The organism is Paenibacillus sp. FSL L8-0663, assembly GCF_038008125.1.
In the GTDB taxonomy this organism is placed as follows: Bacteria; Bacillota; Bacilli; order Paenibacillales; family Paenibacillaceae; genus Paenibacillus; species Paenibacillus polymyxa_D.
The window spans coordinates 2,117,840-2,136,875 of record NZ_JBBOYM010000001.1; the positions used below are offsets into that span (position 1 = coordinate 2,117,840).

At 46.2% G+C, this 19,036-nt stretch carries 17 protein-coding genes; all 17 read left to right on the forward strand.

What is annotated here, in order from left to right; all coding sequences use genetic code 11:
- Nucleotides 1-221 precede the first annotated feature (221 nt).
- Nucleotides 222-1,226, forward strand: a complete 1,005-nt coding sequence (locus MKY75_RS09740) for a polysaccharide deacetylase family protein (RefSeq protein WP_340885108.1) — start codon at nucleotides 222-224, stop codon at nucleotides 1,224-1,226.
- 66 nt (nucleotides 1,227-1,292) lie between these two features.
- Nucleotides 1,293-2,558: a M16 family metallopeptidase gene (locus MKY75_RS09745; RefSeq protein WP_209948042.1), complete on the forward strand. Its 1,266-nt coding sequence runs from the start codon at nucleotides 1,293-1,295 to the stop codon at nucleotides 2,556-2,558.
- Entirely contained in the window at nucleotides 2,536-2,982 is a 447-nt protein-coding gene (gene dut / locus MKY75_RS09750; protein ID WP_013309936.1) for a dUTP diphosphatase, read from the forward strand. Before MKY75_RS09745 ends, dut begins: the two co-directional genes overlap by 23 nt.
- 185 nt (nucleotides 2,983-3,167) lie before the next feature.
- Nucleotides 3,168-4,067 (forward strand): dipicolinate synthase subunit DpsA, encoded by a 900-nt coding sequence (dpsA, locus tag MKY75_RS09755; RefSeq protein ID WP_029517030.1) that lies wholly within the window; start codon nucleotides 3,168-3,170, stop codon nucleotides 4,065-4,067.
- Nucleotides 4,064-4,657, forward strand: a complete 594-nt coding sequence (locus MKY75_RS09760) for a dipicolinate synthase subunit B (RefSeq protein ID WP_029517031.1) — start codon at nucleotides 4,064-4,066, stop codon at nucleotides 4,655-4,657. Before dpsA ends, MKY75_RS09760 begins: the two co-directional genes overlap by 4 nt.
- Nucleotides 4,658-4,791: 134 nt before the next feature.
- Nucleotides 4,792-5,829: an aspartate-semialdehyde dehydrogenase gene (locus tag MKY75_RS09765; protein ID WP_013309939.1), complete on the forward strand. Its 1,038-nt coding sequence runs from the start codon at nucleotides 4,792-4,794 to the stop codon at nucleotides 5,827-5,829.
- Between the two features lie 23 nt (nucleotides 5,830-5,852).
- A complete protein-coding gene (gene dapG, locus MKY75_RS09770) occupies nucleotides 5,853-7,070 on the forward strand; it encodes an aspartate kinase (protein WP_069011410.1) in 1,218 nt (405 codons plus the stop codon).
- Nucleotides 7,071-7,109: 39 nt separating this feature from the next.
- Entirely contained in the window at nucleotides 7,110-7,991 is an 882-nt protein-coding gene (dapA, locus tag MKY75_RS09775) for a 4-hydroxy-tetrahydrodipicolinate synthase (RefSeq protein WP_029517033.1), read from the forward strand.
- A gap of 349 nt (nucleotides 7,992-8,340) precedes the next feature.
- Complete coding sequence (locus MKY75_RS09780; RefSeq protein ID WP_013309942.1) at nucleotides 8,341-10,020, forward strand: ribonuclease J; 1,680 nt, start codon at nucleotides 8,341-8,343, stop codon at nucleotides 10,018-10,020.
- A gap of 229 nt (nucleotides 10,021-10,249) precedes the next feature.
- Nucleotides 10,250-11,098 (forward strand): ClpP family protease, encoded by an 849-nt coding sequence (locus MKY75_RS09785; RefSeq protein ID WP_029517034.1) that lies wholly within the window; start codon nucleotides 10,250-10,252, stop codon nucleotides 11,096-11,098.
- Nucleotides 11,095-11,307 (forward strand): YlzJ-like family protein, encoded by a 213-nt coding sequence (locus MKY75_RS09790; RefSeq protein ID WP_023988229.1) that lies wholly within the window; start codon nucleotides 11,095-11,097, stop codon nucleotides 11,305-11,307. The genes MKY75_RS09785 and MKY75_RS09790 overlap by 4 nt, the downstream gene beginning before the upstream one ends.
- Before the next feature lie 103 nt (nucleotides 11,308-11,410).
- Nucleotides 11,411-14,083, forward strand: a complete 2,673-nt coding sequence (locus tag MKY75_RS09795; RefSeq protein WP_209948044.1) for an FtsK/SpoIIIE family DNA translocase — start codon at nucleotides 11,411-11,413, stop codon at nucleotides 14,081-14,083.
- A 226-nt stretch (nucleotides 14,084-14,309) separates the two neighbouring features.
- On the forward strand, nucleotides 14,310-15,161 hold the full coding sequence (gene sleB, locus MKY75_RS09800) for a spore cortex-lytic enzyme (protein WP_209948046.1): 852 nt from the start codon (nucleotides 14,310-14,312) through the stop codon (nucleotides 15,159-15,161).
- A 160-nt stretch (nucleotides 15,162-15,321) separates the two neighbouring features.
- Complete coding sequence (yfmF, locus tag MKY75_RS09805; protein ID WP_029517037.1) at nucleotides 15,322-16,602, forward strand: EF-P 5-aminopentanol modification-associated protein YfmF; 1,281 nt, start codon at nucleotides 15,322-15,324, stop codon at nucleotides 16,600-16,602.
- A gap of 2 nt (nucleotides 16,603-16,604) precedes the next feature.
- Nucleotides 16,605-17,885, forward strand: coding sequence for an EF-P 5-aminopentanol modification-associated protein YfmH (yfmH, locus tag MKY75_RS09810; RefSeq protein WP_340885110.1), 1,281 nt, complete (start codon nucleotides 16,605-16,607; stop codon nucleotides 17,883-17,885).
- 20 nt (nucleotides 17,886-17,905) lie between these two features.
- Entirely contained in the window at nucleotides 17,906-18,673 is a 768-nt protein-coding gene (gene ymfI, locus MKY75_RS09815) for an elongation factor P 5-aminopentanone reductase (RefSeq protein ID WP_340887083.1), read from the forward strand.
- A gap of 102 nt (nucleotides 18,674-18,775) precedes the next feature.
- Nucleotides 18,776-19,030: a DUF3243 domain-containing protein gene (locus MKY75_RS09820; RefSeq protein WP_013309950.1), complete on the forward strand. Its 255-nt coding sequence runs from the start codon at nucleotides 18,776-18,778 to the stop codon at nucleotides 19,028-19,030.
- Nucleotides 19,031-19,036: the final 6 nt, after the last annotated feature.

Consider the following 19,036-nt stretch of genomic DNA (forward strand, 5'->3'; position numbering starts at 1 on the left):
TGTTGCAGACTAGAAAGACAGGAGTAGCTTTTCGTATTAACAGTACAAGGGATTTGAATAGCATTGTTTAAGCTTTTGGAAAGAGGCAGAGCTACGTTTCTGGCTCTTTTTTCATACATATGCACAAGCTGCGCCAAAGTGGGCTTCTAGAGGCTACTGCGTCATAGTTCTTTTCCTCTCCGCATACAATGTGGACAAACGGGCGGGAGGCTGAAGGAATCATGAGTAGGACAAAAAGAGCAGTGTGGGTGGTAGCCAGTTTAGCCATCACACTGGTAATCGGACAGTTTAGCGGGGTTCGTGACTTCGCTGATCAATTACGCAATGGAGACGTTACAGGAGTTGGGGAGCCTAAAGTTGAAACAACGATGGCGATGGCGGCTTTACCCGATAATGCGCTTATGCAGCGACTAAGAACAGAAGCAGCCCGTCAGCGGCGGGAGCCAGTTGATGCCAAGATCGACAGGGTATGGAGGGCTATTCCAGGCTATAACGGGCTGGAGGTGGATTTGGATGCTACCTATCGCAAAGCGATTGCATCTCCGGATCGACCCATTCAATATGTATATCGGCAATTGGCACCTAAAATACATTTAAATCAGCTCGGTAATGTTCCAATATACAGGGGAAATCCCGAAAAGCCGATGGTATCCTTCATGATCAATGTAGCATGGGGGAATGAATTTATCCTGCCGATACTGAACACGTTGGATCAGGAAAAGATCAAGGCTACATTTTTTCTTGATGGAAGTTGGTTGAAAAAAAATCCTGATCTCGCCAAGGAAATTCAAAAAAGAGGGCATGAGCTTTCAAATCATGCTTACTCTCATCCGAATATGAGCCGTCTGAGTCGGGCCAGAGCCACACAAGAAATTGAAAAGACTCAAGTACTTCTCCAAGAAACTTTGGGTATCAAAAATTACTGGTTTGCCCCTCCTTCGGGTGATTTTAATCAGCAAACGGTGGATATAGCAGCAGAAAGTGGGCTCAAAACAGTGTTGTGGACATTGGACACAGTAGATTGGAAACATCCGTCACCGGAATCGGTGATTAACAAAATCAGTAGTAAGGTTGAATCAGGCTCCCTGATATTAATGCACCCAACAGATTCCTCAGCGGCTGCTCTCAAAGGCATGATCCATGCCATTCGTAGTAAGGGACTTATGCTCGGAACTGTCAGTCAGACGCTTTCTCCTGATCGGCAGCTACCTGTTCCGGTTGAGTGAACGTCTTTTTTCTGTTAGGATTGAACATTATGGCTAAGTATGCAATTCAGTTTAGGAGGGCCAATCGTGGAAAGAATTCAACTCAAAAACGGCCTAAGAGTGGTCATTGAAAAAATTCCAACCGTGCGTTCAGTTTCTTTCGGCATCTGGGTTAAAACTGGCTCCCGGAATGAAACGCCGGACAATAGCGGTATTTCTCATTTTATCGAACACATGCTTTTCAAAGGAACAGAGCGTTTTAACGCTAAGGAAATCGCTGAGCAATTCGATGCCATCGGAGGAAATGTTAATGCTTTTACTTCGAAGGAATATACATGCTATTATGCCAAAGTGTTGGATGAGCATCTACCGATCGCAGTTGATGTGCTGTCTGATATGTTTTTTAATTCCAAACTAGATCAGGAAGAATTGGCAAAAGAGAAGAATGTGATTTTGGAGGAAATCTCCATGTATGAGGATACACCGGATGATATGGTGCATGATCTTGTATCTCGCGCCGCCTATGGTGAACATCCACTGGCTTATCCGATTCTCGGAACCGAAGATCACCTGCTTGCTATGGATAGCTCACATCTCAGCCATTATATGAGGGAACATTATACAATCGACAATACGGTTATCAGTGTGGCTGGTAATGTTGACGATCGCTTGGTAGAATTGTTGGAGCGACATTTTGGACATTTTGACAATCATGGAACCGTTTCGCCGCTGACAGTACCTGCGTTTAACGGTGAACTGTTGTATCATGAGAAAGCAACGGAGCAAAATCATATTTGTTTATCCCTACCTGGATTTGCGACGGGTGACGACCTCCAGTATGCTATGGTTTTGCTGAATAACGCGATCGGCGGCGGCATGAGTTCACGTTTGTTTCAAGAAATTCGGGAAAAGCGTGGGCTTGCTTATTCGGTCTATTCCTATCATAGCTCCCATGCGGACAGTGGCATGTTCACGATCTATGCAGGTACGGCTCCTAAACAAACAAAGGACGTGCTGGATTTGACTCTGGAGCTTTTACGAGATGTGGCTGTCAACGGTTTAGACGCTAATGAGCTTCGTAAAGGTAAGGAGCAATTAAAAGGAAGTTTGATTTTAAGCCTTGAAAGTACAGGTAGCCGGATGAATCGGCTTGGAAAAAATGAATTAATGCTTGGTCAGCATTATACGCTGGATCAAATGATCGAACATATCGAGCAAGTGACGGCGAATGATGTGAACAAAGTGCTGGATCGGATGTTCTCGGAGCCGTTTGCCCTGTCGATGGTGGGAGCGAGTGATTCAGCGGTAAAGGATATGAGGAGGGACTATTTTGTTAACTTACGTGGAAATTAACAGACTCGCGGGCAATGAAGATATTGAGCTGCCCCGCAAAATGTCAGAGCTTGCATCAGGGTTTGACTTGTATGCAGCAGTACAGGAAAATCTGGTACTGGAACCCGGCAAGCGTTGCCTCGTTCCAACCGGATTTGCAATAGCTATGCCGGCGGGATTGGAGGCACAGATCCGTCCGCGAAGTGGACTGGCTCTTAAGCATGGTATTACTTGTCTCAATACACCGGGAACAATTGATGCGGATTATCGTGGGGAGATTAAGGTACTTCTTATTAATTTGGGCGAGGAATCATTCACGATTACGCGCAATGAGCGAATTGCACAAATGGTATTTCAAGTTGTACCTGAGGTAGAGCTGAAACAAGTAGACCAATTATCTGAAACAGTGCGTGGTGCTGGAGGCTTTGGTCATACAGGACGCTGAGGCGATGGTTGGTTTAAAATGTACGAATATCTATTTTGTAAAAGCTTCGAATTTACTTGCTTAAGAGCATGTATGCATATAAAGGTCGCCTCATAAAGAGGCGGCTTTTTTTTGTGTTTTTTCACCCCTTTCCGGGCACTCGCATAGACTAAAAGCATATCGTGTCTCGGAAAGGAGTGATCCGGATGCTAACAGGAATACGCGTCGTTGTTTTGGGTGGCGATGCGAGGCAGCTTGAGGTAATCCGTAAATGTGTGGACATGGATGCTACCGTCAGTGTGGTCGGTTTTGACAAGCTTGAAGTACCACTCAAAGGAGTGACACTAGAACCACTGTCTGTCAAGCTGCTGGAATCGTCAGATGCATTGATTTTGCCGGTGGTGGGATGCGATGAGGAAGGCAACGTAAATGCACTTTTCGGAGCACAGAAGCTTCAGTTCCTGAATGAGCATGCTGCTGCTCTTCCACCTCATTGTATTGTATATACAGGAATGGCGCGGACGTACTTAAAAGAAATTTGTACCAGACATGAGTTAAAGCTGGTAGAGCTGCTGGAGCGAGATGATGTGGCCATATACAACTCTATACCTACGGCCGAAGGCGCACTGATGATGGCCATTCAGCATACTGATTTTACGATTCACGGTGCAGATTGTATGGTTCTAGGCATGGGACGGACTGGATTTACCATGGCAAGGGCACTACAGGGATTGGGAGCTAGAGTGAAGGTTGGAGTACGGCGGGCAGAGGATGCAGCGAGAGCCGTGGAAATGGGTTGGAAGCCTTTTATGACAAGGGATTTAGCACATGAGACAAAGGGAGTTGACTTGATTTTTAATACGATACCCTCTATGATTATCACAGCGCAAATCCTGTCTAAATTGCCACTGAGCACCGTGATTATAGATCTTGCTTCCGCCCCGGGCGGATGTGATTTCCGTTATGCGGAAAAGCGTGGAATCAAGGCTATGCTTGCCCCTGGTCTTCCCGGTATTGTTGCTCCCAAAACTGCTGGTGCCATTATAGCGAATACGCTGGTGCAGTTGTTAATGGAAGATAATCCTGATCGGGGGGATGCACAATGAGTTGGCAAGGGAAAACAGTAGGTTATGCAATTACAGGCTCACATTGCACATTTGAAGAGGTAATGCCTGTTATACAGCGCTTTGTTGATGAGGGTGCAAAGGTCGTCCCTATTATATCCAATACAGTGCTAACAACGGATACTCGCTTTGGTACTTCGCAAAGTTGGCAAAAACAGTTGAAAGATATAACAGGGAATGATATCATTTCTACAATTGTGGAGGCTGAGCCACTGGGTCCCTCCCAAATACTCGATGTGCTGGTGATTGCACCTTTGACGGGGAATTCGATGAGTAAGTTAGCGAATGCGATGACAGACAGTCCGGTTTTGATGGCTGCCAAGGCGCAATTGCGCAACGGCCGTCCACTTCTTTTAGCCATATCTACTAATGATGGACTGGGCCTAAATGCTGCCAATATCGCCAAATTACTCGTAGCCAAAAATATCTTTTTTGTACCGTTCGGACAGGACAATCCAGTTAAAAAGCCGAACTCGCTTGTAGCTAACATGGAGTTGATTCCGGAGGCTGCTTATGAAGCATTGCAGGGCAAACAGCTTCAGCCGATGATTGTGGAACGCAAGACCCCATGAAGTATTATAGTTAACTGCTGAGCATCCCTCGCCTAGAAGATGATTCGATATTGTATCGGGTCTAATTTCTTGTTGGCGGTGGATGCTTTCAGAATAAAAAATGGTTTTTTAGTCGAGAAGGGGAGATATACCAGATGAGCAATAGAAAGTTTAATGTAGCTGTCGTTGGAGCGACAGGCGCTGTAGGAGAACAGATCGTAAATCTGCTGGAAAAACGGGATTTTCCTGTGGACAAAATCAAATTTCTTTCTTCGCCTCGTTCTGCCGGCACGTTAATTAGCTTTAAAGGTCAGCAAATTCCAGTAGAGATTGCTACCCCCGACAGCTTTGAGGGAATCGACATTGCTTTGTTTAGTGCAGGTGGAGACGTAAGTAAGGAATTGGCGCCGCATGCTGTTCGTCATGGGGCAGTTTGTATTGACAACACCAATGCATTCCGAATGGATCCGACAGCTCCTCTTGTAGTGCCTGAGGTGAACAGCGACAAAATTGCCGAGCATCAAGGCATTATTGCGAACCCGAACTGCTCCACCATTCAGATGGTAGCTGCTTTGAAACCATTATATGATCAGTATGGCATTTCTCGTATCATAGTATCCACATACCAGGCCGTTTCCGGGGCTGGAAGCCGAGCTATTGATGAATTGAATCGTCAAAGCGCAGCGATTCTTAACGGTGATGAAGTTCAGCCTGATCTGTTGCCAGTAGGCTCGTTGCCAGTAAAACATCAGATTGCTTTCAATGCTATTCCGCAAATTGATAAATTCCAGGACAATGGTTATACACTGGAAGAAATGAAAATGGTACGTGAAACGAAAAAAATACTGGGTGACGAATCGGTGGACGTAACAGCAACGTGTGTACGTATTCCTGTTGTATATGGTCACTCGGAATCTGTATATGTAGAACTTAAAAAAGATTATGATTTAGAAGAAATCCGTAATTTGCTGGCTTCAGCACCGGGAGTAACGCTAGTGGACGATCCTGCTGCTCAGCTTTATCCACTGGCATCTGAAGCTGCAGGAAAACCTGACGTATTTGTGGGGCGTGTACGCCGTGATTTGGGCAATAGCCGTGGATTGAATTTGTGGGTCGTATCCGACAATCTGCTCAAAGGAGCGGCATGGAACGCGGTGCAAATCGCGGAAATTATTGCTGCAAACGCGGAGTAACGTTCCAATATGGGGGAAAAATAATGGGTATTTTGGTGCAAAAATTTGGAGGAACCTCGCTTTCCACACCTGAAGCACGTAAACTTGTGTTGGCACATGTGAAGAGGGAGCTGGAACAAAATCTTCAATTGGTTGTTGTTGTGTCGGCCATGGGGAGAAAAGGAGAGCCTTATGCCACCGACACGCTGCTGGATTGGGCGGTGTCTAACGGCGACAGTCTGCCAAAGCGCGAACGGGATTTATTGCTGTGCTGTGGTGAAATTATTTCTGCTGCTACATTATGCAGCCTGATGGAGAAGGAAGGTATTCCTGCTACAGTGCTAACTGGGGCACAGGCGGGCTTTATTACGGATGATCAATACGGCAATGCTCGTATTTTGGATATAAAGCCAGACCGTGTTGTTGAAGAGTTGAACCAAGGCAGAGTTGTCATTGTGACAGGTTTTCAGGGACAAACAGCAGACGGTGATATGACTACCTTGGGTCGGGGAGGCAGCGATACGTCAGCTACTGCTCTAGGTGCTGCTCTACATGCGGATATGGTTGATATTTATACGGATGTGAATGGTATATTGACCGCCGATCCGCGCATTGTGGAAAACGCAAAGCCGCTTACACATGTTAGCTATACGGAGATTTGTAATATGGCTCATCAGGGAGCAAAGGTTATCCATCCTCGTGCTGTTGAAATCGCCATGCAGGCTAATATCCCGGTCCGTGTTCGCTCTACCTTCTCCGAAGGAGAAGGTACGTTAGTTACCCATCCGGAAGGCTTTAAAGACGTGCAGGCAGACATCGTAGACCGTTTCGTGACCGGTATTGCGTATGTTGGCAATGTCACTCAGATTAATGTTGAATTAAAGCCGGGTATGGAGCACTTGCAATTACAAGTGTTCAAATCTATGGCTGAACATGGAATCAGCGTTGATTTTATTAATGTAACGCCATCGGGGGCAGTTTATACTGTGTTCGATTATGATGGAAGCAAAGCGGTTGAAGTATTGAACGGGTTGGGTCTAGAACCTAAGATACTGGCCGGATGTGCTAAAGTTTCTGTCATAGGCGGTGGTATCAACGGGGTACCGGGCATTATGGCGACGATTGTGGAGGCATTGGCAGAATCAGACGTACAGATCCTTCAATCCGCAGATTCCAACACGACGATCTGGGTACTTGTTAAAAAAGAAGATATGGTGCAGGCTGTACGCGCATTGCATAATAAATTTGAACTCCATCAATAGGTGCATGGTCCGTGCTCGGATTTGCAAAAAGGAGGCAGCATGGTGAACTTCGGCAGATTGATTACCGCGATGGTGACACCTTTTGATCAGCAAGGAGAGATTGACTGGACTGCATTGTCCTCGTTGATTGATTATTTAATAGAAGAACAGCATTCAGAGTCACTTGTTGTATCTGGAACAACAGGAGAGTCTCCTACCCTGAGCGATGATGAGAAAATCAAGTTGTTTGCTTTTGTTGTAGAAAAAGCAGCTGGACGATGTAAAATTATTGCCGGGACTGGCAGCAACAATACGCGTCACTCCATTCATCTTACCCGTGCCGCGGAGCAGGCAGGAGCAGATGGTGTTCTACTGGTAGTGCCATATTATAATAAACCGAATCAGGAAGGGATGTATCAGCATTTCGAAAGTATTGCAAACTCCACATCCCTTCCAGCTATACTGTATAATGTTCCAAGCCGTACTGGAGCGAGTCTAACAGCTGAAACAACGCTGCGTCTTGCACAAATTCCAAATATTGTGGGAACCAAAGAATGTGCATCACTTGCGCAGGTTACACAGATTGCAGCGGCAGCGCCAGAGGGTTTTCTGGTTTATTCCGGGGATGATGCTTCTGGGTTGCCTGCTATGGCTGTAGGTGCTTATGGTATTATCAGCGTAGCGAGCCATGTGGTAGGTGCTGAAATGAAGCAGATGATCGATTCACTTGTAGGAGGACACTCTCAGGAGGCAGCAAAGTTGCATCAGCAGTTGTTCCCGATTTTCAAGGGTTTGTTTGGCTGTCCTCATCCTCTGCCTAATCCAGTGGCAGTAAAATATGCATTGGAATTACGGGGGATTAGGGTTGGTTCGGTTCGGTTGCCGCTCATTCCTCCAACTGAGGATGAAGCGGAATTTATTAAGAAATTATTTACCCGCTAAAGACAAATAGGAATGTAGGATATTAATTAATACTAAGGAGTAACCTTGTTAAGGGCAGTCGGTAGGTACAAAACCGATAGAGTTTATTGTCTGACAAGGTCCTCCAGCATGAAGGACGTTCTTATAGGACGTCCTTTTTGCTGTGCTTTTAACCATGCATATAGATAAAATGACAGATACTAATGGTTTGAGACGGCAATGGGAAACCTAGCGTAACGAACAGGATGACTTGTTTTTTCGTATTTTAATCATGTATAATGGGGTCAAGTGACTGGGTGCGGTATTTTTTTGAAAATTAAATAACAAATCAAGGTACGACGTCCAACTACCATAGGAGGTTTAGATTCATTTGTCTAAAAAAACAAACAACGATAAATTGATGATTTTCGCTTTGGGCGGCGTCGGTGAAATCGGGAAAAATATGTATGTCGTTCAATACGGCAATGACATTGTCGTGGTGGATTCCGGTCTGAAATTCCCGGAAGAGGACATGCTGGGCATTGATATCGTTATTCCTGATATTTCCTACCTTACAGAGAACCGCGACAAAGTAAGAGGCATTGTGCTGACTCATGGTCACGAGGACCATATCGGCGGTTTGCCTTACGTGTTGAAACATTTGAATGTACCAGTATATGGTACCAAATTGACGCTGGGATTGGTGGAAAACAAGCTGAAGGAAGCGAATCTGCTTGGTGAAACCAAACGTATTTTGATCAATGCTGATTCCGAAATCAAGCTGGGTTCCACACTAAAAGCAACCTTCTTCAGAACCAACCATAGTATTCCGGATTCTGTAGGTGTATGTATTGATACTCCTGAAGGCGCTGTTGTTCATACAGGTGACTTCAAATTTGACCATACTCCGGTGAACGGACAATATGCAGATTTGCAGCGTATGGCTGAAATTGGCACACGTGGCGTACTGGCTCTTTTGTCAGACAGTACGAATGCCGAGAAACCGGGCTTTACACCTTCGGAAAAGAGCGTTGGTATTGTGCTGGAAGACATTTTCCGCAAGTCGAGACAGCGTGTGGTCGTAGCCACTTTTGCTTCTAACGTACATCGTATTCAGCAGGTAATTAATGCTGCTGAAGCAACGGGACGTAAAGTAACAGTTATTGGTCGAAGCATGGTTAATGTCGTAGGCATTGCTTCGGACTTGGGCTATTTGGAAATTCCGGATGGAATGCTGATTGAGCCTGAAGAAGTTGGCAAAATGTCAGCGGACCGTGTAGTTATTCTCTGCACAGGCAGTCAGGGCGAACCGATGTCCGCTTTGACAAGAATGGCTCGTTCCACACATCGAAAGGTTGACATTCTTCCAGGGGATTCAGTCATCATTGCAGCTACTCCGGTACCGGGTAATGAAAAATACGTTGGACGCACAATTGATGAACTGTTCCGTCTGGGTGCCAATGTATATTACAGCGCAGCTAATCCAGGTATTCACGTTTCTGGACACGGAAGCCAGGAAGAACTTAAGCTGATGCTGAATCTGATGAAACCAAAGTTCTTCTTGCCAATTCATGGTGAGTTCAGAATGCAACGTCGTCACGCCCTTCTTGCTGAAGGCGTAGGTATTGAGCCTGAAAATATTTTCATCACGGATATCGGTGAAGTCATTGAAATTCAGAATGGCGGAGCACGCAGAGCTGGTAAAGTTACAGCAGGTAACGTACTGATCGATGGACTAGGCGTAGGGGATGTAGGAAATATCGTATTGCGCGACCGTAAATTGCTGTCACAGGACGGTATTTTGGTGGTGGTTGTCACGCTGAGCAAGCAAGACGGAACGATTAAATCGGGTCCAGATATCATTTCCCGCGGTTTCGTTTATGTCCGTGAATCGGAAGGTTTGCTTGATGAAGCGAATCGTATTGTCTCAAGTACACTGCATAAGCTCATGAGTGAAAATGTAAATGAATGGGCTTCCCTCAAGACAAATGTCAAGGATGCACTGGGTCGCTTCTTGTATGAGCAAACTCGTCGCAGACCGATGATCCTGCCAATTATAATGGAAGTGTGATTCAATTGAAATTTGTTCAAAAACCTGAATTAAAAACTTAAGTCACAGGCACACAGTCGCCTCTCTTCCCGCAGGAAATATTGGACGGTTTCCGCGGAAGGAGAGGCTTTTTTGATTTTTCGGGGTAAGGAAAAGCATGGGGGTAGGTATAAAATATTCCATTTACATCCCATACTATAGGGTGACTACGGGTCATATAGATGCGTAAAGCGAAAGGAAGATCACCCATATGGAACAATACAGCAATCTATCATCTGGCAACGAGGAAACGGAAACGCCAGATCAACCAGAAATTGGGCAAAGACCCGCGTTACCTGCTATGGAGGCTTTGCAGCAACTGGGTCAAACCTCCATGCCTGGAGGCGAGTCCAATATTTTTTGCATGACGATTATCGGTCAGATTGAAGGGCATCTCATTTTACCGCCTCAAAACAAAACGACAAAATATGAGCACATTATTCCCCAACTGGTAGCGGCAGAACAAAATCCTCGTATCGAAGGATTAATGATTTTGCTGAATACAGTTGGTGGTGATGTAGAGGCAGGACTGGCTATTGCTGAAATGATCGCATCGATGAGTAAACCAACGGTGACCATTGTGATAGGCGGGGGGCATAGCATCGGTGTGCCGATTGCTGTGTCTTCCACTTATTCCTACATTGCGGAGAGTGCGACGATGACCATTCATCCTATTCGTATGAGCGGCCTGGTCATTGGAGTCCCACAGACTTTTGAATATATGGAAAAAATGCAGGAACGTGTCGTACGCTTTGTCGTTTCTCATTCTCGTATTACAGAAGAGCAGTTTAAGGAATTGATGTTTAAAACCGGTGAGTTAAACCGCGATATTGGTACAGCGGTTGGGGGAGCCGATGCAGTGAAGTATGGATTGATGGACGCGGTTGGAGGGATCGGAGAGGCTTTAAAACAGCTGAACACCATTATTGAAACGCGGCGTCAGCAAAACGGGAACGCTGGGATCCAACAGCAGGCTCCGTATGCTCCTTTTATTCCCAGTGCCACAGGAACTCCTACAGAGACACTGTCAGGGGAGCATAGCGGGGAGCTATCTCAATGACATTATATACTGTAATGCCAATGGAAATGGTGTGGCAAGGGATGTGGAAAGAGGCTGAGGAGCTTGCAGAGGTTCGAGTAGACGGTCTACTTATGCAGGTACAGCCGCTTGAAAGTCGTCGGGGGATCATTGTACGGTTGTTGGACTGCCCGCTGGAAGCCTACCTGAATCCGCGTTATGGACCCGGTCAAGTCATCGAATGGTCGTAAAAAGTGTCGAATAGTATAGAAATCGGTCATTTACTGCTGAAAAAGAACATATGTGCGGATACCGGGTGACGTGGTATAATATTCTTCTGGGGGGTGACCTTGTATGTCCAGAAGAAGAAAAAGAAAAAAGAAAGCCGCATTTGGCGGAGTTCTAAAATTTGAAATTTACGGCATTGTGCTGATTACATTAGCGGTCATTGCGTTATCGGGTGAAGCGGCAGTTGGTCGGTCGCTATCCAAGATGTTTGGGCTCGTATTGGGGAAATTCTATTTTGTTATCCCTCTGATTGGCATTTATTATGGTCTGATGGTGATGATTCACCGCAAGTGGCCGAACCAGTGGAACTCGCGTAAAACGGGTTTGCTCCTGTTGGTATTTGCCTTTACACTTATGAGTTCTATTTCATCTATGGAGCAGCGTTTGGGGCCGATCAACGCGCTTCAGCCGGGCGGAGTGATGACCCAGATACATATAGATATGCGCGAGCAGTTGCTGTCGCCTGATCAGCAGGGCCATTCCTCAATGCTGAACAAGGATATCAGCGGGGGTTACGTAGGCGCGTTGCAGCTTACTGTTCTGTTGTGGCTGTTTGGTCTCACGGGAGCTAAACTGATCATGATTGTTATGTTCGTCATTTGTTTCATGCTGATGACTCAACTGTCCTATGTGGATTTGGTGCGGATTGTAAAGACCAAGCTGCTAGCAGCTGGGGGAAGTGTGCGCAAAAAGTGGACTGGTAAAGCTACTCCGCTTTCGGCATCTAGCAAAGGTAATGGAAATAGAAAGATCAAGTCTGAGCCGATTCCTGCCTATGAGGAAGACATGGATGATGACTTTGACGAAATGCAGCCTCCTGCACGCAAACAACCGATTTTCTTTCAGTTGTTTGGTCTTAAGAATTCAGATAAAGCGGACAAGGAAGAGCATTCCGTCGATGAGGATGAGCATGATTTTCCATATGAAGCTGAGGACGCGCAGGCCCAGTGGAGAAATGGCAACCAGAGTGAAGAGCTGTCTGACGTAGTCGAACACGCTGAGCAGGAAGCTGCAATTCCGGTAAAAAGGTCGCCGATTATTAGGGATTTCTTCGAACAAGTAAAGCATGAGGAAAGAAGAACGGAAGCTGAATTTGGAGAGTCCCTGACAGGGGCAGAGCAGACGACTTCCATTATTGACGAACCCCTGGATGATGACTTTGTGGGTGCCAATGCGAATAAGGATATGGATGATTCGACTACGATTCAGGGGACATTAGAAGGTGCTCAGGGACAAGCTCAGACGATTGCAACTGGGGTGGCAGGCGAAGAGGTTGAAGGTACCCATACAGCTATCCCGGCTCCGCCGCCGCCTAAACCGTACAAGCTACCATCGTTTCGTTTGCTTGCTAAACCACAAAATGCAGGCAAAGGTATGGGACAAAAGGATTATATGCAAACGGCACGCAAACTGGAAGCAACGCTGGAAAGCTTCGGTGTGCGGGCGAAGGTGCTGGAGGTTGTCCGTGGCCCTGCCGTAACACGTTATGAAATTCAGCCGGACATTGGAGTGAAGGTCAGCCGTATTGTGAGTCTGACGGATGACATTGCGCTTGCACTTGCTGCCAAAGATATCCGTATGGAGGCTCCGATTCCTGGCAAATCTGCTATCGGAATTGAGGTTCCGAATAATGAAGTTTCCATTGTAACGATGCGTGAGGTAATGGAGACAACCGTTTTCCAGGAGTCAGCTTCCAGCTTGTCTATTGCATTCGGACGTGATATTGCAGGACAGACGATTGTCGGTAATTTGGCCAAGATGCCCCATCTTCTTGTAGCTGGGGCAACAGGTTCGGGTAAATCAGTGTGTATCAATGGGATCATCACGAGTATTTTGTACAAAGCAAAGCCGGATGAGGTCAAATTTTTGATGGTCGATCCTAAAATGGTGGAGTTGAACGTGTACAACGGAATCCCGCATTTGTTGGCTCCGGTCGTGACTGATCCAAAGCGTGCCTCACTTGCATTGAAGAAAATTGTAGTCGAAATGGAAAAAAGGTATGAGTTATTTTCCAAATCAGGAACCCGTAATATTGAGGGATACAATAATTTGATGAAAGATAACCCGGATGCATTTCTGCCTTACATCGTCGTTATTGTGGACGAGTTGGCAGATTTAATGATGGTAGCTGCGGGAGATGTGGAGGATGCGATTGCACGACTTGCCCAAATGGCGCGCGCAGCAGGCATCCACCTTATCATTGCAACGCAAAGACCTTCGGTTGATGTAATTACCGGGGTAATTAAAGCTAATATTCCTTCACGTATTGCCTTCGGCGTTTCCTCGCAGGTAGATTCCCGTACCATATTGGATATGGGTGGAGCCGAGAAGCTGCTCGGACGTGGTGATATGCTTTTCATGCCAATGGGTGCTTCTAAACCAGTCCGCGTTCAGGGAGCGTTCATGAGCGATCAAGAAGTCGAAAATATTGTTAACTACGTACGTGAACAGGGTGAAGCGCAGTATGATGAGACGCTAGTGCCGGAGGTGGAAGAGGTATCGGCTGATGCAGATGAAATGCTGGATGAGCTGTACGATCAGGCTGTCAACATCATTTTAGAGGCTAAACAAGCTTCCGTTTCGCTCCTTCAGCGCCGTATGCGGATCGGTTATACACGTGCTGCTCGACTGATTGACTCCATGGAAGCTCGCGGAGTCATCGGCCCTTACGAGGGCAGCAAGCCCCGTGAGGTTCTTATCTCAATGGAGCAATATCAGCAAAATAAAGTTAGTTCCTAAGCATTATCTCTACCCAGCACTACATTAAAACGCTGTTCGTTCGCAAGGTAGTTGTTCTAAAATGACAACTCCAAGTGTACAAACAGCGTTTTTTTGTGATGTTTTTTTGAGGTGTGGCGACTACCTGCTGAAAGAAGATTAAAAGGGTGAATAGCTTTAAGCGGAGCTTGTCATAATAAACGTAGCCATCCTGTTAATCCCACAAAAGAAAGGTAGAGCGCAGCATATGAAAAAGACAATGGTCTGGATTTGCACGGGTATCCTCGCAGCCTCGGCTATTACGTACACAGGACTTTTTAAAAATGACTCTGCACAGCAGCAAACAGAGTCGCTCAACACACAGCAGAAAGTACAAGCGGCGCAACCATCCGAGCCGACATTCAGCTCGGGAGCGGTTGATTTTGGATCTTACGGTCAGGATGTATATGAGTTGCAATCACGTTTGAAGTTGCTGGGCTTTTTTGGCGGGAAAGTGGACAGCCATTTTGGCAGCAGTACACTAAAAGCTGTTAAAGGTTTTCAAAAGGAATTTGGTATCCGTCCCGATGGAGTGGTCGGAGCAAAGACGAAATTAAAGCTGGTGAATGCTACCCCTAACTGGAAGCCAACGGAAACTCCTATGCATCGTAACAATCAAGGTTCCGCTCAGGGACACACAGCGGACAATAATGATAAAGCGGATCAAAATGATGAAACAATGGGATCGGCCAACACCATGGGACTATCTGCAAACGATCTTAAGATTTTGGCTAATGCGGTCTACGGTGAATCCCGTGGCGAGCCCTTTGAAGGGCAGGTTGCCGTGGCGGCGGTTATTTTGAACAGGGTTAAATCACCTAGTTTTCCAAATACACCATCTGGGGTGGTTTTCCAGCCGGGGGCCTTTACAGCTGTAGCAGACGGACAAATCTGGCTTACGCCGAATGAAACTGCACAGAAGGCAGTACGACAGGCGCTGAACGGCTGGGACCCAAGCGGAGGATGTCTCTATTATTTTAACCCAAAAACAGCCACCTCCAAATGGATTTGGACCCGTCCGCAGGTGAAAACCATCGGGGAACATATTTTTTGCATGTAAAACGCCGAAGCAGCCGGGAGCTTGTCTCCGGTTGCTTCTTGGCTTTTGCATGGTTAGAATAAAGATTGGTACACTTTACCTCTTTACAGGGGGACGATTTACAGCAGCTAATGCTAATCAAAGGCTAGACGCCAATTGACGTCACAAAGGAGTTTTGGACTTGAACAAAACAGGTTTCGAGCGTGGCACACGCAGACAACTGAGGATTCATGTACTGCCAACCAAGCGCTTTAAGACGTTTGCTATATCATTGTATGTAGGCACTCCGCTACGGGAGGAAACCGTAACTCGAGTGGGGCTGGTACCTTTCGTTCTGCGCCGGGGTACAGAATCGTATCCGCAGACTACACAATTCAGAGAACAGTTAGAGCAACTGTATGGCGCAGGTTTCGGATTCGATGTGTATAAACGTGGAGATTATCAGATCGTGCAATTTCGCATGGATACGATTAATGACAGCTTTGTAAACAGTCCGGATAGTTTGCTGGATCGTTCGTTTGCTTTCCTTGGAGAAGTGCTGACGAAGCCTGCATTGGAAAATGATGCATTTCAAACTGGATACGTCCAGCAGGAACGAGAAAATGTGCGCAAGAAGCTGGAATCTATAGTTAACGATAAAATACGTTATGCTGGTGAGCGCTGCATGGAGGAAATGTGCAAAGATGAGCCTTATCGTCTGCACCCTCTTGGTCAACGATCTGATCTGGACAGTATAGATGCACAGAGCTTGTATGAGGCTTATGGAGAATGGCTGAATCATGCCAGCATGGATTTATACGTTGTGGGAGATACGACGCTAGAAGAAGTTGAGAAGTTTGTTGATCGCTATTTTCAATTGAACCGTTCAGCGGAAGCAGGGTATGTTCCGGAACAGCCCAAGTCGGTAGAGCGTGATGTTCAAACTGTTGTAGAGCGTCTTGATGTGAACCAGGGCAAGCTCAACATGGGATTGCGGACCCCTATTACGTATGGTGACGATCGCTATGCATCCGCTCTGATGTACAATGGCATTCTGGGCGGGTATCCGCATTCAAAGCTGTTCGTTAATGTAAGGGAAAAGGAAAGTTTGGCGTATTACGCTTCATCGCGGTATGACGGGCATAAAGGGATTGGTACGATTCAATCTGGTATTGAAATTCCTAATTATGAAAAAGCGGTTACTATTATCCGCAAGCAACTGGAAGATACGCAAAACGGAGCGATTACTGAGCTGGAAATGACCCAAACGCAGGCGATGATTCGCAACTTGCTGAAGGAGATGCAGGATTCCGCTTTTGAGATGATCGCCTATGATTTTAACAGACAGCTTTCCGGTAAAGAGCGGACGGTAGATGAGCTGCTGAGTCAGGTGGAGGCAGTCAAGGTGCAGGATGTTCAGGATGCCGCCCGGACATTCCGACTGGACACTATTTATTTCTTGAGAGACCAGAAGGGGGAATAACGGTGGAGCATATACCTTATGAGCATTTGCAGGAAACGCTGTACTATGAAGTAATGGATAACGGCTTACACGTTTATGTGTTGCCCAAACCGGGTTTTCAGAAGACGTACGCCACATTTGCGACTAAATACGGCTCGGTTGATAATCATTTCGGCGTAGAAGGTCAACAGCCCGTAAAGGTGCCGGATGGCATAGCCCATTTTTTGGAGCATAAAATGTTTGAAGAGCCTGAAGGAGATATTTTTGCTACCTTTTCCTCTAATGGTGCATCGGCGAACGCATTTACGAGCTTTGATCAAACCGTATATCTGTTTTCGGCAACTGAGCGTATTCAAGAAAATTTGACCACGCTGGTCAATTTTGTTCAACATCCTTACTTTACAGATGAAAATGTAGAGAAGGAAAAAGGCATTATTGGCCAGGAAATCAATATGTATGAAGATAACCCCGATTGGCGGAGTTACTTTGGTCTGATCGAGGCGTTGTACAAGGTCCATCCGGTGCATATTGATATCGCAGGTACGATTCAATCCATCAGTACGATTACTAAGGAAACACTGTACAGTTGCTATGAAGCTTTCTACCACCCAAGCAATATGATTCTTTTTGTAGTGGGAGGAGTGGATCCAGCTGAAGTAATAGAGCTGGTACGTAACAATCAGGCCAAAAAGGACTATAAGCCACAGGGAGAGATTGAGCGGATTTTCGACGATGAACCCACTACAGTTGCAGAACCACGTCGTGAGGTGAAGCTGGCCGTTTCTCTGCCAAAGCTACTGTTTGGATTCAAGGAGGCTGAAGTAGGCTTAACGGGTGAAGAATTGCTTCGTCATGATCTGGAAACCAAGCTGATGCTTGATCTCCTATTTGGTTCCAGTACACAACTATATCAAAAGCTCTACGATGAGGATCTGATTTCGGACAGTTTTGGCCATGAGTACAATAGTACGCAGCAATATGCATTTTCCGCAATCGGTGGAGATACCAAAGACCCGGATCGGCTGTTGGCGAGAATACGTGAAGAGGTGGAGTCCATCCAGAAGCAGGGCTTCGCAGCAGAACATTTCGAACGGGCACGCAAAAAGAAAATCGGTGGTTATCTGCGTACACTCAATTCACCAGAAAATATTGCGCATGAATTTACAAGACATCGCTTCCGGGGCAGTGATTTTTTTCAACTGCTTCCGATTTATGAAAGTATTACGCTTGAGGATGTAAATCGCCGTCTGAAAGATCATATCCAGTGGGATCAACTCGCAATATCACTAGTGGTGAGTCCGTAATGTCCAGGGAGAGGGAAACGATGACCACTGGGGGCGGAGAATTAAAAGCGATTGGCGATACAACTGTGCTGATTACAGGAGCGAGTGGCGGAATTGGTGCGGCTATTGCTGAGCGTTTTGCAGCTGTAGGGATGAATGTGGTCATTCACTACATGAAGTCCCATGAAAAAGCAAATGAAGTTGCCCGTCGTTGCATGGTTTATTCAGGCAAGGTAATGACCGTGTCAGCGGATCTGCGGAGCAAGGAGCAGATCGAACGCATGCGGGAAAAGCTGGATAATCACGGGATGAAGCCGGATATTCTTGTGAACAACGCCGGATTATCTCATTATGGGCTGTTGACAGATGTTTCGGAAGAGGAATGGGACGAAGTGATGGCAGTCAATGTTAAGGGAACCTTTCTGTGTACGCAGGTTTTTATGCCACATATGATTTCCCAACGCTATGGCCGCATTGTGAATGTTTCCTCCGTGTGGGGGATATGTGGCGCTTCGTGCGAGGTGTTGTATTCCACCACGAAGGGAGGCATTAACGCTTTCACTAAAGCGCTGGCTCAAGAAGTAGCACCTTCCGGGGTGACAGTGAATGCAGTAGCTCCAGGTGCAGTGAATACGTCGATGCTGGATCATTTAGATGAAGGCGAAATTACCAGTTTGGAAGAAGAAATTCCTGCCGGACGATTGGCTCGACCTGATGAGATATCATCCCTGGTTTATTTTCTTGCGCTTCCTGAGTCAGGTTATATTAATGGCCAGGTCATAAGTCCTAACGGAGGATGGGTGACTTAAGGGAAATAGCGCTTGGAGGAATCCACCAGTATAGTAAGCGTCTGAGAAGAGCATATTACAACTGTTGATTTTAAATCTGAATCATCTAAGGAGGATTTAAGTATGTCAACAGTTGTTCAGAATTTTGATGTTTGGAAAAAGTTCCTCGGTCAGCGTGTAGAGCAAGCGGAGAAGCTGGGAATCAGCCAAGATACCATTTCAGAGCTTGCTTATGAAATCGGTGATTTTCTGGATGAGAAGGTCGATCCAGCCAACCACTCCAACCGCGCATTGAAAGAACTGTGGGGAGTTGCCGATGAGGACGAGCGTCACACCATCGCCCGGCTAATGGTTAAATTGGCCAAGAGCAACGCATAAGTAAGA

Coding starts and splice junctions, on each gene's coding strand:
- MKY75_RS09785 (WP_029517034.1), top strand. CDS start 10,250: ATGGAACAATACAGCAATCTATCATCTGGCAACGAGGAAACGGAAACG.
- dpsA (WP_029517030.1), top strand. CDS start 3,168: ATGCTAACAGGAATACGCGTCGTTGTTTTGGGTGGCGATGCGAGGCAG.
- MKY75_RS09820 (WP_013309950.1), top strand. CDS start 18,776: ATGTCAACAGTTGTTCAGAATTTTGATGTTTGGAAAAAGTTCCTCGGT.
- ymfI (WP_340887083.1), top strand. CDS start 17,906: ATGACCACTGGGGGCGGAGAATTAAAAGCGATTGGCGATACAACTGTG.
- MKY75_RS09740 (WP_340885108.1), top strand. CDS start 222: ATGAGTAGGACAAAAAGAGCAGTGTGGGTGGTAGCCAGTTTAGCCATC.
- MKY75_RS09795 (WP_209948044.1), top strand. CDS start 11,411: ATGTCCAGAAGAAGAAAAAGAAAAAAGAAAGCCGCATTTGGCGGAGTT.
- MKY75_RS09765 (WP_013309939.1), top strand. CDS start 4,792: ATGAGCAATAGAAAGTTTAATGTAGCTGTCGTTGGAGCGACAGGCGCT.
- dapG (WP_069011410.1), top strand. CDS start 5,853: ATGGGTATTTTGGTGCAAAAATTTGGAGGAACCTCGCTTTCCACACCT.
- sleB (WP_209948046.1), top strand. CDS start 14,310: ATGAAAAAGACAATGGTCTGGATTTGCACGGGTATCCTCGCAGCCTCG.
- MKY75_RS09790 (WP_023988229.1), top strand. CDS start 11,095: ATGACATTATATACTGTAATGCCAATGGAAATGGTGTGGCAAGGGATG.
- MKY75_RS09760 (WP_029517031.1), top strand. CDS start 4,064: ATGAGTTGGCAAGGGAAAACAGTAGGTTATGCAATTACAGGCTCACAT.
- dapA (WP_029517033.1), top strand. CDS start 7,110: ATGGTGAACTTCGGCAGATTGATTACCGCGATGGTGACACCTTTTGAT.